Genomic DNA, 15,016 nt, shown 5'->3' on the forward strand with positions numbered 1-15,016 from the left:
CTTCACCCTTCTACGCTCGGTTAGCACTGTAAACATAGCGCATTTCCCGAGGAGCCGAGATCCGATGTCCGCACGCACGAACCCGCGCCCCTACGACGTCATGCTCCTCGGGGCCACCGGCTTCACCGGCGGCCTGACCGCCGAGTACCTCGCCGCCAATCTCCCTTCCGGGGCGAGGCTCGCCCTCGCCGGACGCAACCGGGCCAAGCTGGAGGCCGTCCGCGGCCGGCTCCTCAAGAGCAACCAGCGGCTGGAGGACATCGCGCTCCTCCACGCCGACTCCTCGGATCCCCGGTCCCTGTCCCGCGTCGCCGAGTCCGCGCGGGTCGTGATCACCACGGTGGGCCCGTACCTGGAGCACGGCGAACCGCTCGTGGCCGCCTGCGCCGCCGCCGGCACGGACTACGTCGACCTCACCGGCGAGCCCGAGTTCGTCGACCGGATGTACGTCGAGCACCACGCGACGGCCGAGCGGACCGGCGCTCGCCTCGTCCACGCCTGCGGCTTCGACTCGATCCCGCACGATCTCGGCGCGCTCTTCACCGTCCAGCAGCTGCCGTCCGGCGTGCCGGTGGCCCTCCGGGGCGTGGTCCGCACGAACGCCGCCATCTCCGGCGGCACCCTGCACTCCGGTCTCGGCCAGCTGTCGCGACCGCGCGCCATGCTGCGGGCCGCGTCCGGACGCCGTCGGCTCGAGCCGCGGCCGCGGGGACGCCGGGTTCGCGCCCGCATCGGCCGCCCCCATCGCGACAGTGTGCTCGGGACCTGGCTGATCCCGCTGCCCACGATCGACCCCGAGGTCGTCCGGCGGTCCGCGCTCGCCCGCGCGGACTACGGGCCGGACTTCACCTATTCCCACTACATCGGGGCCCGACGCGTCGCTACAGTCGCCGGCGCGATCGCCGGCTTCCCCGCGGTCCTGGCCGCAGTGCAGATCCCGCCCTTGCGCCGTGCCATCGGCCGGCGCATCCCGCAAGGCGAGGGGCCATCGGCGGAGCGACGCGAGCGCGCCTGGTTCACCGTCGACTTCGTCGGCGAGGGCGGCGGCGAGACCGTGCACGCCCAGGTCAGCGGGGGAGACCCCGGCTACACCGAGACCGCCAAGATGCTGGCCGAATCGGCGCTGTGCCTCGCCTTCGACGACAACCCGCCCACCGCCGGCCAGGTCACCACCGCGGCCGCGATGGGCGAGAACCTGCTGCGGCGGCTCCAGGACGCCGGCATCGGCTTCACCGTGCTCTCCTCGACGACGGCGACCCATGGCGGACGCTGACCAGGCTGGCGCCAGCCCGCCGATCGTCCTCATCTCGCCGGCGATGGCCATCGGCTCCGGCTACTACCGCCCGCTGGTCGCCGAGTTCGAGCGGCGCGGGTGGGAGGCCCGAGCGTTGCGCCGGCGAGGGTTCGAGCACGGCGAGCCGCGGGCGAGCCGACGCGAGGACTGGGCCTACCGCGACGAGATCGACGACATCGCACAGGCAGTCGCCGCGGCGAGGGCGGAGTTGCCCGGGCGGCCAGTGCTGCTTCTCGGGCACAGCCTCGGGGGACAGCTCGTGGCCGGGCACGAGCTCACCCGGCCCGCCGGCCGACGGGGTGATCACGGTCGCCGGTGCGATCCCGCACTACCGGCACTTCGCCTGCGGAGGTCTCCACCTCGCTGCCCTGGCGGCGCTCGTGGTCCCGGCGGCGACCGCAGTGTTCGGCTACCTGCCGAAGCCGGCGTTCGGCGGCCCCGGGGCCCGCACGTTCATGCGCGAATGGGCGCGCATGGTCCTCACCGGCCGGCCGCCCTACGCGATCAAGCAGCCGATCACCACGCCGGCCCTCGTGATCAGCCTGGGCGACGACGCACTGTCACCGGTCGGGGCCGTCGACGACCTCGCCCGGCGACTCTTCGCCCCGGCCTCGGTCACCCGCTGGCACCTCACCGGCGACCAGTCGCCCCCGGGGTCGACCAACGACCACGTCGGCTGGGTCCGCACCCCGGCCGCGGTGGTCGACCGCACCGTCCTCTGGTGGCACGACGCCGCTCGCGACTGAGCCGTCGCCGACACCGCCCCCTCACCTCAAGGAGACCCGAATGCAGACCGTTCTCGGCGCTGGCGGACCGATCGCCGACGAGCTCGTGCACGAGCTCTACCGCAACCACACCAAGGACATCCGGCTCGTCAGCCGCAAGCCGTCGCCGGTCAACGACACCGACGAGCTCGTGGCCGCGGACCTCACCGATGCCGAGGCCGCGAGCCGCGCTGTCGCGGGCAGCGAGATCGCCTACCTCACCGTCGGCCTGCCCCTGGACTCGGAGCTGTGGGAGCGTCAGTTCCCCGTCATCATGCGCAACGTCATCGACGCCTGCGCCGAACACGGGACGAAGCTCGTCTTCTTCGACAACACCTACATGTATCCGGGAACGTCGGCGCCGCAGACGGAGTCGACCGCATTCGCGCCGGGCGGTCGCAAGGGACGGGTCCGCGGCGAGCTCGCCGCCATGCTGCTCGAGGCCATCCGCGCGGGCCGGGTCGAGGGCCTCATCGGCCGCGCTCCCGAGTTCTACGGGCCTGGCCGGACCAAGAGCTACACGAATACGCTGGTGTTCGACCGGATCAGGGCGGGCAAGCGGCCGTTCGTCCCGGTCAACGCCCGCGCCAAGCGCTCCCTGATCTGGACCCCCGACGCGAGCCGGGCGCTGGCGCTGCTCGGCAACACCCCGGACGCCTACGGCCAGACGTGGCATCTGCCGGTCGACCCGGACCGGCTGTCCTACGCCCAGCTCGTCGAGCTCGCCGCCGAGGCGACCGGCCGCAAGATCGGCTACACGGTGCTGCCGATGCTTGCCTTCCGCCTCGGGCGCCGCTTCGTCAAACCGCTCGACGAGATGTACGAACTGCTCGTCCGCTACCGCGACGACAACATCTTCGACAGCTCGAAGTTCGCGGCCCGCTTCCCCGGCTTCCGGGTCACCACCTATCGCGAGGGCGTGGAGCGGATCCTCGCCGGCTGACCGCTCGACCGGTCACCCTCCTGGCTGAGCCGTGCCGCGATGCCGAACCGGTTCCGGTACTCCGACGGCGTGACGCCCGTGGCGCGCTGAAAAGCCGCCGGAAGTTCGACACGTCGAGGTAGCCGACGCTGCGCGAGATCCGAGCGACCGGCTCGTTGGTCAGCTCCAGCGACTCGCGGGCCTTCGCGATGCGCGCCGCCTGGAGGTACTCCGTCGCCGTCAGGCCCGTGGCCTCCTTGAACCGTCGCTGGAAGGTGCGCGGGTGCATCGCCGCGGTCTGTGCGAGCTGCTCCACGGAATGGGGCTCGTCGAGGTGGGCGTGCAGCCGGGCCTGCACCTCGCGAATGTCGGCGTCGCCGTGCTGGAGGCGTGGCGTGAATTCCTGGTAGAGGGACTGCCGTCGGCGAGGCGGGTCGGCGAGGACGAAGCGCGCCGTGTGCAGCATGACGCTGGGACCGAGCATCCGGTCGACCAGTGTGAGGCCAAGGTCCACCCAGGCCAGGATCCCCGCGGCCGTCACGAGGTCGACGTCGTCGATCACCATGCGGGAAGCGTCCACCCGGACGTCCGGACAGCGCCGCGCCAGCTCCTCGGCGAACGCCCAGTGGGTCGTGGCGTCCCGCGAGTCGAGCAGGTGGGTCTCGGCGAGCACGAACACGCCGGCGCACACGGCGCAGAGAGTGGTGCCCCCGGACCGGAGGCCGACGAGCCAGTCGGTGAGTTCGCCGACCGATGCCATCAGCTCGGGCACGACGAGGCTGGGCGGAATGATGACGTGGCTGAGCCGATGTTCGAGCTCGGGATGGGTGTCCGAGGAGCAGACCATGACCGGCCCGTCGTCGGCGGCGGACACGGTCCAGGTGCTGACCCGGATCACGCTCGGAGGATCGGCCGATTCGACGGCGTACTCGCTGGCGACGCGGAAGATGTCGCGGAGGCCGTGGATCGCCGAGACCTGGCAGTCGGCGTACTCCAGCAGGCCGACCTCGCCGACCACCCGCGCACCGGTCGCGTCGACGTGCGGACCTGTGGCCGTCGGGCTCATCGTGTCTCCTCGGATGCCGTGTCCGGCACGGCGGTGGGCGGCAGACTCTGCCTAGTCTGCCGCCCACGGGCCTTCTGGTGTCACTCCTGGTGCAGCGCCTCGCGCAATGCCTGGACGGACAGCTTCCGCGCGACGTTGGTGGCCGGTGTGTCCCGCAGACCGTCCAGCAGCATGAAATCGTGCACGGTCCCGCTGATGCGGACGCCCGTCACCTCGACGCCGGCCTCGCGGAGCTTGTTCGCGTAGAGCTCGCCGCCGTCCCGCAGGACGTCCGCCTCCGCGGTGATGACGAGTGCGGGCGGCAGTCCCGCGAGGTCTTCGAGGGTGGCCCGCAGGGGCGAGGCGTACTTTTCCTCGCGCTTGCTCTCGTCGGTCGTGTACGCGTCCCAGAACCACTTCATCCCGTCGCGCGTGAGGTAGTAGTGCTCCGCGAACTGGTGGTACGACTGGGTGTCGAAATCCGGCCCCGTCACGGGATAGAGCAGGATCTGCGCCTTGAGCGCGAGCCCGCCGCGGTCCTTGTTCATCTGCGCGAAGACCGCGGACATGCATCCGCCGACCGACTCGCCGGCGACGGCGACACGGGAGGTGTCGAGCCCGTGCTCGGCGCCGTTCTCCTGCAGCCACTGGCCGACGGCGTAGTTCTGCTCGACCTGCGTGGGGTACCCCTTCTCCGGCGCCCAGTCGTAGACCGGGAAAACACCGGCGGCGCCGGCCCCGACCGCGAGTTCGCGGAAGAGGCGGTCGTGGGTCTTGTCGTCGCCGAAGACCCAGCCGGCGCCGTGGATGTAGAACACGACCGGCAGCGGGCCGGTGGCGCCCTTGGGCTTGATGATGCGGGTGCGGACGGTGCCCCACTCGCCGGCGTCGACCTCGACCCACTCCTCGTCGACGTCCGGGCGCTCGACACCCTCGCCGCTCTGCAGGTCGCTGAGAATCCTGCGCCCCTCCTCGGGCGGCAGCTCGTAGATGCGCGGGTGCGGGTCGGTGTCCTCGGCGAGCTTCTTGGCCTCGGGCTCCAGATACGGCGTGGTCGGGGCTGGAAGATCGGTCATCGGAGTTCCTTCCCTCGGATCGGACCGCTTGCGCCTTTCGACGCTACGGACGGTCCGCGTCCGAGAGGAGTGCCGCGAACGACTCCCTTGGCGGTGATTGCGACACGCCAGATCCTGACCGCGCGGTTTCTTCAGGGCAGGGCGCCGATCCCGAGACAGCCGGCTGCCCGCGGATCCGTCGCCCTGCCGCGGGCAAGCGCTCGAATCAGCGCGTTTTCTGGTCGGCCCACCAGTTCTGCCCGGCCTCGGGCAGCGTCTGGATCGGGTCGTAATACGGGTACTTCCGCTGCAACGCCTCCGGGTCCTCGTGTTCGATCCCGGTCCGGTAGTTCTTGGTCCAGTAGGAAATCCCGAGGTCGCGGTCGTATTCCGCGAGCTGGTGCACCCACCGCTTCCCGACGTAAGGCACGTCGCACACGATCCGCGGCGTCGCGTACCCCGGCAAATACCCCATGATCGAATGCTGCAGTTCCTGCGCTTCCCAAACGGCGACCCGCCAGTGCTCCGCATTCGGAATCATGTCGCACATGTAAAAGTAGTAAGGCAGGATATTGGCCTCGCCCTGCAAAGCAAAACAAAGATCCAACAGCGCGGCCGGAGTGTCGTTGACCCCGCGCATCAGCACGCCCTGATTCCGCACGTCCCGGACCCCGACCTGCAACGCCGTCCGCGCTGCCTCCGCGACCAGCGGCGTCACCGACTGCGCGTGGTTCACGTGCGTGTGAATGGCCAGGTTCACCCCGCGCGCCTGCGCGGTCAAAGCGACCCGCTGCAAGCCCTCGGTGACCTTCGGCTGCAGCCAGTGCTGGGGAAGCGCCGCGAGGGCCTTCGTGGCTAAGCGGATGTCGCGCACCGTCTCGATGTCCATCAGGCGCATCAGGAAGGACTCCAGCTGCGGCCACGGCACGTTCGCCACGTCGCCGCCGGACACGACCACGTCCCGGACGCCGGGGGTGCGCTTCAGGTAGTCGGTCATGGCGTCCTGGCGGTCCACCGGCTTGAGCGCGAGCTTGTGCTTCTCGATCTGTTCGGTCGAGTTGCCGACGAGGTCCATCCGGGTGCAGTGCCCGCAGTACTGCGGGCAGGTCGAGATCATCTCGGCCAGCACCTTGGTCGGGTAGCGGTGGGTGAGCCCCTCGACGACCCACATCTCGGCCTCGTGCAGCGAGTCGCGTTCGGCGTGCGGGTGGCTCGGCCACGCCGGGTGCCGGTCGCTGCGCACGGGAAGCATGTAGCGGCGGATCGGGTCGGCGTAGAACGCCTCGGTGACCTTCGCCGGGTCGGTGCCCGCGTGCGGGGCCATCGTGTTGATCATCTGCGGCGGCAGCAGCATCGACATCGTGGCCATCTCGCGCTGGTCGGCGAGCAGGTCCTCGTAGAACCGGTCCTCCAGCAGGTCGCCCATCAGGGCCCGCAGCTGCTTGACGTTGCGCACGCAGTGCACGCGCTGCCACTGCGCGTCCCGCCACTCTGCCTCGGTGACGTCGTGCCAGCCGGGGAAGCGGCGCCAGTCGGGTTCTGCCAGCTCGGCGCGGACGTACTCGTACGGCTGGTCGAAGGCGGCGGCAGTCGGCACAGGTTCCTGGATCGCAGTCATCTGTACTCCTAGTCGTCGGGAACGCGTGAAAATATCCTGCCATAACGTTAGTCGACCGTAAATCTTTCTGCAGGACGACCCGGTCTGTCCTGCTCGGAAGACCAGGCGGGAGACTCGGGGAGTGAACGACAGCACCACGCTCCTGCTCGGCGGCCGCGTCTACACCCCGTCCTCCCCGGACGCCACCGCGATGGCGGTCTCCGGCGGCACCGTGGTGTGGGTCGGGCAGGACGCCCCGGCCCGCGCGCTGCACCCGGACGCCGAGGTCGTCGACCTGGACGGGGCGTTCGTCGCGCCGGCGTTCGTGGACGCGCACGTGCACGCCACCTCCACCGGCCTGCACCTGACCGGCCTCGACCTGACCGCCGTCCGCAGCTCCGCGGAACTGCTCGCCGCGGTGCGCGGCGCCGTCGTGCCCGGGCAGGTCCTGCTCGCGCACGGCTGGGACGAGTCGTCCTGGAGCGAGCAGCGGCTGCCGAGCCGCGCCGAGCTGGACGACGCCGCCGGGGACACGCCCGTCTACCTGAGCCGCGTCGACGTCCACTCCGCCCTGGTGTCGAGCGCGCTCGTCAAGCTCGCGCCCGGCGTCGAGTCCGCCGCGGGATGGTCCGCCGCCGGCCCGCTCACCCGCGCCGCCCACCACCTCGTCCGCGGCGCGGCCCGGGACGCGGTCACCCGGCCGCAGCGCCAGGCCGCCCAGCGCGCGTTCCTCGAGACGGCCGCCGCGCGCGGGATCGTGTCGGTGCACGAATGCGCGGGCCCGGACATCTCCGGCGAGGAAGACTTCGCCGACCTGCTCGCACTGGCCGACCCGGCGCTGCCCGAGGTCGTCGGCTACTGGGGCCAGCTGGACGGCCTCGAAACCGCCCGCCGCCTCGGCGCGCACGGCGTCGCCGGAGACCTTTTCGTGGACGGGGCCCTGGGCTCTCGCACCGCCGCCCTCACCGCGCCGTACTCCGACGAGCCCGGCACCTCCGGCTCCCTCTACGCCGACGCGTCGGTGATCGCCGACCATCTCGTCGCCTGCACCGAAGCCGGGCTGCAGGCGGGTTTCCACGTCATCGGCGACGCCGCGGTCGGCGAGGTGGTCGAAGGATTCCGGCTCGCCGAGAAGCAGATCGGCCAGCGCTCCCTCGCCGCGCGGCACCACCGGCTGGAGCACCTGGAGATGGTCACCGCGGACCAGGCGCGCGCCCTCGCCGGATGGGGCGTCGTCGCGTCCGTGCAGCCGCTGTTCGACGAAGCCTGGGGCGGCGACTCCGGCATGTACTCCGAACGCCTCGGCGCCCGGGCCGCGGCGCTCAACCCGTTCGCGCAGCTCGCTGCCGAAGGAGTCGTGCTCGCCTTCGGCAGCGACGCGCCGGTGTGCGCGGTGGATCCGTGGGCGTCGGTCCGCGCGGCCGTGCACCACCACACTCCCGAAGCGCGTCTCTCCGCGCGCGCCGCGTTCACCGCGCACACGCGCGCCGGACACCGCGCGGCGGGCGTCAACGACGGCGTCACCGGAAGCCTCGTGCCGGGCGCGCCCGCGCACTACGCGATCTGGGACGCGGCCGACCTCGTCGTCGCCACGGCGGACAGCCGCGTGCAGCGCTGGTCCACCGATCCGCGTTCCGGCGTGCCGCCGCTGCCGAGGCTGGAGCCGGGCACGCCGCTGCCGCGCTGCCTGCGCACGGTCCGCGGCGGCACGGTCATCTACGACGAGTTCACACCGGCCGCTTAGAGTTCCGGGTGTGGCAGTGAGCGTGGCGGACGCCGATTCGGGCGTTCCGCACAAGACCAAGCGAAAGCGGGCGTGGAAGCCCTGGCTCGCGCGCGTCCTGGTGACGGCGGCGACCGGTTACGGCTACTACCTCAGCTTCGCGCCGCGCCCGCTGTGGTGGCTGGCCCCGCTGGCGTTCGCCGCGTTCGCGCTGGTCCTTCGTGGACGGTCGTTCCGCGGCGCGTTCGGGTACGGCTTCGTGTTCGGCATGGCGTTCTTCGTGCCGCTGCTGGTGTGGCTGCAGGACTTCCTTGGCCGCGACTTCGGACCGCTGCCGTGGCTGGCGCTGTCGTTCGCGCTGTCGCTCTACTTCGGACTCGCCGGGTGGCTGATCCGGGTCGTGGCCCGGCTGCCGCTGGCGCCGCTCTGGGGCGCGCTGGTGTTCGTCGCGCTCGAGACGCCGCGCACCTGGTTCCCGTTCGGGGGGTTCCCGTGGGGCCGGGTCGCGTTCAGCCAGCCCGAGGGCGCGTTCCTGTCGCTCGCGTCGGTCGGCGGCGCGCCGCTGGTCGGATTCGCCGTCGTGCTCACCGGTTTCGGCCTGGCAGCACTCATCGCCAGGCTGTGGCGCACGCGCAAAGCCTGGGACCGCGCGCTGGTGTGGCCCGCCGTGTTCACCGTGCTGCCCGCCGCGGCCGGGCTCGCAGTGTGGCCGACGATCGGCACCGAGGCGCAGAACGGTTCGCTCACCGTCGCGTCCGTGCAGGGCAACGCCCCGGACATCGGCCTCGCCTTGCAGGGACAGCGCGGAGTGCTGCGCGCGAACGCCCTCGCCGAAAGCGCCCGGCTGCTGCAGAAAGTCCAATCAGGACAGGCACCGAAGCCGGATCTGGTGCTGTGGCCGGAAACCTCGACCCCGCTCGACGGCGACGATCCCGGCGTCGACCAGATGCTGTCCGCCTTCGGGGCCTCCGGGATCATCGGGGCGCTCGTGCGCACGCCCGACGGGGCGGCGGAGAACTCCGCGGTCGTGTGGGATCCGAACACCGGCCCGGGACAGCGTTACGTCAAACAGGACCTCGTGCCCTTCGGCGAATACGTGCCCGCCCGCGCCGTCGCGCGATTGGTGACGCCGTTCATCGACGACACCCGCGACATGCGTGCCGGCGACGGCTCCAACGCCGCGCTGTCGGTCGCGGGCACGAAGATCGGCGTGTTCATCTGCTACGAGTCGGCGTTCGACGCTCCCGCGCGCGACGCGGCGAACGCGGGCGGCGAGCTGCTCGTCGTGCCGACGAACAACGCGTGGTACGGGCCGGGGGAGATGAGCTACCAGCAGCTGGCGATGGCGCGGCTGCGCGCGGTCGAGCACGGGCGCGCGGTGGTGGTGTCGGCGGTGTCCGGGGTGAGCGCGTTGGTCGCCCCGGACGGGACGATCACCAGCTCCACCGGGCTTTTCACGGCGGATGCCCTGGTCGGGCGCGTCCCGCTGCGCACGCAGACTACGCTGTCGGATCGAATCGGTGCGTGGACGGAGTACGGACTGCTGGCGTTGGCGATCGCGGGTGTCGCCTGCGGGTTCGTGCTCCGTTTTCGCACCCGGCGCGGCACGGCGGCGCCGACGGGGACCACAGCAGGGGAAGCGGCGGGCTGACCCGCCGGATGCGGAGGACACGGATGGCGCAGGCGCCGCGGGGGGCCGAATCGATCGAACCGGTGCTGGTGGTGATCCCGACCTACAACGAGCGGGACAACCTCGGCCCGGTGCTGGACCGGCTCCACAAGGCACTCCCGGACGTCGACGTGCTCGTCGTGGACGACGGCAGCCCGGACGGCACCGGCGAGCTGGCCGACGAGCGCGCGGCCGCGGACAAGCGGGTGCACGTGCTGCACCGCACCGCGAAGGAAGGCCTCGGCAAGGCCTACATCGCCGGGTTCCATTGGGGGATGGAGCGCGGCTACGCGACGTTCGTGGAGATGGACGCCGACGGTTCGCACGCGCCGGAGGACCTGCCCCGGCTGCTGGACGCGGTCGGCGACGCGGACCTGTCGATCGGGTCGCGGTACGTGCCCGGCGGCAGCACGGTGAACTGGCCGCTGCGCCGGACGCTGCTCTCGCGCGGGGCGAACCTGTACTCGCGGATCGCGCTGGGCATCAAGGTCGCGGACATGACCGCCGGGTTCCGCGCGTACCGGCGCCCGGTGCTGGAGAAGCTGGCGCTGAACGAGGTCGCCTCGCACGGCTACTGCTTCCAGATCGACCTCACGCGCCGCACCGCGGACGCCGGGTTCGTCATCGTCGAGGTGCCGATCACCTTCACCGACCGGGAAATCGGCGTGTCGAAGATGAGCGGCGGCATCATGTCCGAGGCGTTCTTCCGGGTCGCGGAGTGGGGCGTGCAGCGCCGCCTGGCCCAGCTGAAGAAGCTGCTGGGCCGAGGCTGAGGGCTTACTGCTTCGGCTGTTTCAGCACGCGGTAGGTGAGGTGTTCGGCGCCCGGCGTCGACACCGCACCGAGCGGCTCCAGCCGGACCGGTGCGGAGTTTTCCTCGGGGAACAACGGGGTTCCGCCGCCGAGGACTATCGGCGCGAGGTGGATCCGCAGCACGTCCGCCAATCCGGCGTGCAGGACCTGCGACGCGATCGACCCGCCGCCGCCCACGGTGACGTCCTTGCCGCCCGCGGCCGCGCGCGCCTGCTCGACCGCGCTCTCGATGCCGTCGGTGACGAACCGGAACCGCTCGCCCAGCCGGACTTTCCCGGGCCCGGCGTGGGTGACGACGAACACCGGCGGCGCGGGGATGCGGTCCTCGCCTTCGCCGTAGCCGTCCACGTCGGCCCAGCCGTTCGGGCCGTCCACGACGTCGAACATGTTGCGGCCCATGACCACCGCGCCCGTGTCGGTGAACGAGCGGTGCAGGATTTCCGAATCGCGCGGCGTCGGGTCGGACACCCAGGCGTGCAGCGGTTCGCCGCCGATGCCGAGTCCGTGTTCGGGCCCGGCTCCCGGTGCGGTGACGTAGCCGTCCAGCGACATCGAGATGTCCACGACCACGCGGCTCGCCGCCGGCCGGTCCGCGTCGCGCGCGAGTTCGTCGAGCCGGTCCATCGAATCGCGGATGCCGCGTTCCATCCCGCTCGCGACCATGGCGTCGCGGGCCTCGACGCTCGGGAAGACCGACCGGGTCCGCAGCCGGGTCCGGCCGTCGAGGTCCTCGAAGGTCAGGGTCTCCAGGCTGACCTGGCCGGGCGCGCCCTCGTACTCGAAGGTCTGGACTATCCGCTCGGCTCTGTCCACGGCGTGGAAGACGCCGCGGAACGCGTGCTCGCTGCCGTCGGCGGCGACGTGCACGTAGCGGTACGCCCCGCCGGAGTGCGCGTCGAACTCGAGGAGCCGCATCTCGACGTCGCGCGGGCCGAGCCAGCGGGTGATCAGGTCCGGGTCGGTATGGGCGCGGAACAGCCGGTCGGGCGCCGCGTCGAACTCGCGGACGATCTCGATGAACGGGCTGCCGGGCTGCGCGGTGATGGTGGTCGGGTTCATCGGTCCTGCTCCTTGGTCTCTTCGAGAAGGCTGTCGAGGCGGCGGTATTCGCGTTCGCGGGTGAGCCGGTAGGTGTCGATCCAGCTGGTCAGCTCTTCGAGGGCGGCCGCGTTGAGGTGGCACGGGCGGCGCTGGCCGTCTCGGCTGCGCGTGATGAGGCCGGCCGCCTCCAGCACCTGGACGTGCCGCGACACGGCTTGCTTCGTCACCGGGAACGGCTCGGCCAGTTCGTTCACGGTCGCCTCGCCGCGCGACAGCCGGGCGATGAGCGCGCGCCGGATCGGGTCGCCCAGCGCGGTGAACGCCCGGTCCAGCCGGGCCTCGACGTTGTCAACGGGCATCTTCATCAACCGATCTCTTTATCAAGCGACAAGTTGACAATAAGCCCGCGCGGTCGCCGGGGCAAGGGTCGACAGCGAGTCAGATTTTGCGCACCGAGGTCGTCTCGACGTCGGCCGCCGCGCCGCTCGCCGTGACCGGCCTGAGCGGCGGGACCGGCTGTCCGGCCTCGTCGACCAGCACGGAGTGGTCTTCGCCGGGGGAGAAGGCGTGCCGCTCGCCCCACTGGCGCAACGCGACGACGACGGTGAACAGGTCGCGCCCGGCCGCGGTGAGCGAGTAGACCTGCCGTTTGCCCGACTCGGCGGTCTGCCGGTCGAGGACGCCGCGTTCGACCAGGCGGCGCAGCCGGTCGGCGAGGATGTTGCGGGCGATGCCGGTGCGCTGCTGGAAGTCGGTGAACGCCCGCGCGCCGTCCATCGCGTCGCGGACGATCAGCAGGCTCCACCGGTCGCCGACGAGGTCCAGCGTGCGGGCCACCGGACACGACGGGTCGGTCCAGGCCGGGTTCTCGTCCACGTTTGCGTGCCTCCTCGATGAGTTGCTCTTTGAAACCATTCTGCCGTACGGTGCGATCAGTTGCAATTCGCTACTGATTGGGGGACTCATGGGCCTGACCACGGGCCGCCGGACGGTGTTCGCCGCGGTGTGCGCGGTCGCTGTGGCGAGCATTTACGCCGCTCAGCCGGTGCTCGCCGAAATCGGCAGGGACCTGGGCGTGCCGGAGGCGGGGTTGGGCTGGATCGTCGCCGCGGGACAGCTCGGCTACCTGGCCGGACTCGCCGCCCTCGTTCCGCTGGGCGATCTGGTCGACCGCCGCAAGCTCATCGCCGCGCACCTGCTGCTGACCGCCGTCGGAGCTGGGCTGGCCGCCGTCGCCGCCCAAACCTGGTTGCTGCTCACCGGTTTAGCGCTCGCGGGCCTGTTCGCGGTGGTCGTGCAGACGACCGTCGCCTACGCCGCCGCACTGTCCACTTCGGACGAACGCGGTCGCACGCTCGGCGCCGTGACCTCCGGCGTGGTCATCGGCATTCTCGGCGCACGCGTCGCCGCCGGCGCGCTGGCGGAACTGTGGGGTTGGCGCAGCGTTTACGTCGCGCTCGCGGTGCTGCTGGTGACGCTCGCCGGTCTGGTGCTGAAGACGATGCCGCCGGATCCGCGCCGCGAGGGCACCACCTACCGCCACGTCCTGACCTCGCTCGGCGGCCTGTTCCGCGAGCCGCTTTTCGTTTCGCGGGGGCTGATCGCGTTCTTCCTGTTCGCGTCGTTCGGCACGCTGTGGAGCGGGTTGTCGCTGCCCCTCGCCGCGGACCCGTGGCACCTGAGCACCGCGCACATCGGCCTGTTCGGTTTGGTCGGGCTGGCAGGCGCGCTGGGCGCCGCCCGCGCGGGACGTTGGGCCGACGGGGGACACGCGAGCCTCGTCACCGGCGGCGCGCTGGTGCTGCTGGCGGCGTCCTGGCTGGCGATCGGGCAGCCGTCGCTGTGGGTGCTGGGTCTGGGCGTGCTGGTGCTCGATTTCGCCGTGCAGGCGGTGCACGTCAGCAATCAGCACCTGCTCACCGCGGCGCATCCGGACCGCACCAGCAGCGTCATCGGCGGGTACATGATCTTCTATTCGCTCGGCTCCGCCCTGGGCGCGGCCGCGACGACCACCGCGTTCGCCGCGGCGGGCTGGACCGGCTCCGCCGTTCTGGGCGCGGCGTTCGCCGGGTGCGCGTTCGCGGTGTGGGCTTGGGCTAGGGCCGGCGCTCGGCGGCAGTTGTCGCGAACGCCTTGACCAGCGCGGTCTCCCCGGCGCCGCGCCACATCAGCCCCCACCGGGCCGGCGGTGCGTCGCGGAACGGCACGAAGGCGATGCCCGGCCGGGCGAAGTACTCCGCGGCGTGCGCGGCGAGCGGGCAGATCCCTTCGCCCGCGCCGATGACCAGCAGAAGTTCCTGGAAGGTGCGGTAGGCGCGTCCGCGGGCGATCGGGACGCCCGCGGGCGTCGCCCACGGTTCCTGCGGTTCCCGCCAGTAGGCGGGCGGCGGATGTGCGGCGCGCAGGACCGTGTCGCGGCCGAGGTCTTCCAGGGTGACGAACTCCCGGCGGGCGAACGGATGCCCGGACGCGACGGCGAGCACCATCGGCTCGGTGTGCACGACCGGTCCCGTCGTGATCGCGGAATCGGCGACCGGCAGCAGCACCACGGCCAGGTCGGCCTCGCCGGAACGGAGCGTGGAGAGCGGATCCTCGAACGGCGCCTCGCTGATGTCGACCTCGCAACCCGGGTACTGGGCCCGGAAAGCGCTGGTCACGTCGGAGATCAAATTCGCCACCGCCGGAGCCTCGAAGGCGAGCCGCAAGGTGCCTTCGACGCCGCGTCCCGCCGCGACCGCGCGCTCGATCCCGGCCAGCAGCTGCCGGTAAGCGGGCCGGATGTCGGCCTCCAGGCTGCGCCCGATCGGAGTCAGCGAGACGCGCCTGCTGGTGCGGTCGAACAACCGCGCCCCGATCCGGCGCTCCATCGTCTTGACCGACTGGCTGACCCGCGCCTGCGACACCCGCAGCCGCTCCGCGGTCCGGCCGAAATGCAGTTCCTCGGCGAGCGCGAGGAAAACCTCGATGTCCCGGTGTTCCACCCGCGCCTCCGATCGATAACCCAGAGCTTATCAACCGATGCCGACTTCTCCGTTGTTCGCCCAGCTCAGCGGCGGAAAGCTGGCTCTTGTCCAGCCCGCCCCGCCCCGGAGG

The 15,016-nt window shown here is 71.5% G+C and carries 14 protein-coding genes and 1 pseudogene; 8 read left to right on the top strand and 7 right to left on the bottom strand.

Features of this window, described 5'->3' with window-relative positions; translation table 11 throughout:
- Window positions 1–64: 64 nt before the first annotated feature.
- The 4 genes and pseudogenes from SSMG_RS18700 (at window position 65) to SSMG_RS18710 (ending at window position 3,001) form a co-directional block, all read left to right on the top strand.
- Window positions 65–1,273, top strand: coding sequence for a trans-acting enoyl reductase family protein (locus SSMG_RS18700; protein ID WP_009078416.1), 1,209 nt, complete (start codon window positions 65–67; stop codon window positions 1,271–1,273).
- A pseudogene (locus SSMG_RS47680) lies at window positions 1,260–1,568 on the top strand (alpha/beta fold hydrolase); the annotation flags it as partial. The gene SSMG_RS18700 and the pseudogene SSMG_RS47680, both read left to right, overlap by 14 nt.
- Before the next feature lie 25 nt (window positions 1,569–1,593).
- Window positions 1,594–2,040: a hypothetical protein gene (locus SSMG_RS46205; protein WP_009078418.1), complete on the top strand. Its 447-nt coding sequence runs from the start codon at window positions 1,594–1,596 to the stop codon at window positions 2,038–2,040.
- Between the two features lie 40 nt (window positions 2,041–2,080).
- Window positions 2,081–3,001, top strand: a complete 921-nt coding sequence (locus SSMG_RS18710; protein WP_009078419.1) for an NAD-dependent epimerase/dehydratase family protein — start codon at window positions 2,081–2,083, stop codon at window positions 2,999–3,001.
- On the opposite strand, the gene SSMG_RS18715 is transcribed toward SSMG_RS18710, so the two are convergent.
- The 3 genes from SSMG_RS18715 to SSMG_RS18725 form a co-directional block, all read right to left on the bottom strand.
- Window positions 2,958–4,046, bottom strand: coding sequence for a GlxA family transcriptional regulator (locus SSMG_RS18715; RefSeq protein WP_009078422.1), 1,089 nt, complete (start codon window positions 4,044–4,046; stop codon window positions 2,958–2,960). The genes SSMG_RS18710 and SSMG_RS18715 overlap by 44 nt on opposite strands.
- 80 nt (window positions 4,047–4,126) lie before the next feature.
- Entirely contained in the window at window positions 4,127–5,101 is a 975-nt protein-coding gene (locus SSMG_RS18720) for an alpha/beta hydrolase (RefSeq protein WP_009078423.1), read from the bottom strand.
- Between the two features lie 205 nt (window positions 5,102–5,306).
- Complete coding sequence (locus SSMG_RS18725) at window positions 5,307–6,698, bottom strand: KamA family radical SAM protein (RefSeq protein WP_009078426.1); 1,392 nt, start codon at window positions 6,696–6,698, stop codon at window positions 5,307–5,309.
- A 190-nt stretch (window positions 6,699–6,888) separates the two neighbouring features.
- Here SSMG_RS18725 and SSMG_RS18730 point away from each other — a divergent pair, with 190 nt between their 5' ends.
- Genes SSMG_RS18730 through SSMG_RS18740 form a run of 3 tightly spaced genes read left to right on the top strand, consistent with a single transcriptional unit; the run spans window position 6,889 to window position 10,842 of the window.
- Window positions 6,889–8,421 carry an amidohydrolase gene (locus SSMG_RS18730; protein WP_199786265.1) on the top strand — a complete coding sequence of 511 codons (1,533 nt, stop codon included), beginning with the start codon at window positions 6,889–6,891 and terminating at the stop codon, window positions 8,419–8,421.
- 10 nt (window positions 8,422–8,431) lie between these two features.
- Window positions 8,432–10,051 (top strand): apolipoprotein N-acyltransferase, encoded by a 1,620-nt coding sequence (gene lnt, locus SSMG_RS18735; protein WP_037714136.1) that lies wholly within the window; start codon window positions 8,432–8,434, stop codon window positions 10,049–10,051.
- A 23-nt stretch (window positions 10,052–10,074) separates the two neighbouring features.
- Window positions 10,075–10,842, top strand: a complete 768-nt coding sequence (locus tag SSMG_RS18740; protein WP_009078432.1) for a polyprenol monophosphomannose synthase — start codon at window positions 10,075–10,077, stop codon at window positions 10,840–10,842.
- A 4-nt stretch (window positions 10,843–10,846) separates the two neighbouring features.
- On the opposite strand, the gene SSMG_RS46980 is transcribed toward SSMG_RS18740, so the two are convergent.
- The 3 genes from SSMG_RS46980 to SSMG_RS18755 all read right to left on the bottom strand — a co-directional run bounded on the left by SSMG_RS46980 (window position 10,847) and on the right by SSMG_RS18755 (window position 12,799).
- Window positions 10,847–11,941 (bottom strand): SRPBCC domain-containing protein, encoded by a 1,095-nt coding sequence (locus SSMG_RS46980; protein ID WP_009078434.1) that lies wholly within the window; start codon window positions 11,939–11,941, stop codon window positions 10,847–10,849.
- On the bottom strand, window positions 11,938–12,288 hold the full coding sequence (locus SSMG_RS18750) for a helix-turn-helix transcriptional regulator (protein WP_009078435.1): 351 nt from the start codon (window positions 12,286–12,288) through the stop codon (window positions 11,938–11,940). The genes SSMG_RS46980 and SSMG_RS18750 overlap by 4 nt, the downstream gene beginning before the upstream one ends.
- Before the next feature lie 73 nt (window positions 12,289–12,361).
- The gene (locus tag SSMG_RS18755) at window positions 12,362–12,799 is read right to left on the bottom strand and encodes a helix-turn-helix domain-containing protein (protein ID WP_037714139.1); all 438 of its coding nucleotides are present in this window, start codon (window positions 12,797–12,799) and stop codon (window positions 12,362–12,364) included.
- Window positions 12,800–12,893: 94 nt separating this feature from the next.
- Here SSMG_RS18755 and SSMG_RS18760 point away from each other — a divergent pair, with 94 nt between their 5' ends.
- Window positions 12,894–14,060 (top strand): MFS transporter, encoded by a 1,167-nt coding sequence (locus SSMG_RS18760; protein ID WP_199786266.1) that lies wholly within the window; start codon window positions 12,894–12,896, stop codon window positions 14,058–14,060.
- On the opposite strand, the gene SSMG_RS18765 is transcribed toward SSMG_RS18760, so the two are convergent.
- Window positions 14,020–14,904 (bottom strand): LysR family transcriptional regulator, encoded by an 885-nt coding sequence (locus SSMG_RS18765; protein ID WP_037714141.1) that lies wholly within the window; start codon window positions 14,902–14,904, stop codon window positions 14,020–14,022. The two genes, SSMG_RS18760 and SSMG_RS18765, sit on opposite strands and share 41 nt — an antisense overlap.
- Window positions 14,905–15,016 lie beyond the last annotated feature (112 nt).

This window comes from Streptomyces sp. AA4 (assembly GCF_000158875.1).
GTDB lineage: Bacteria > Actinomycetota > Actinomycetes > Mycobacteriales > Pseudonocardiaceae > Amycolatopsis.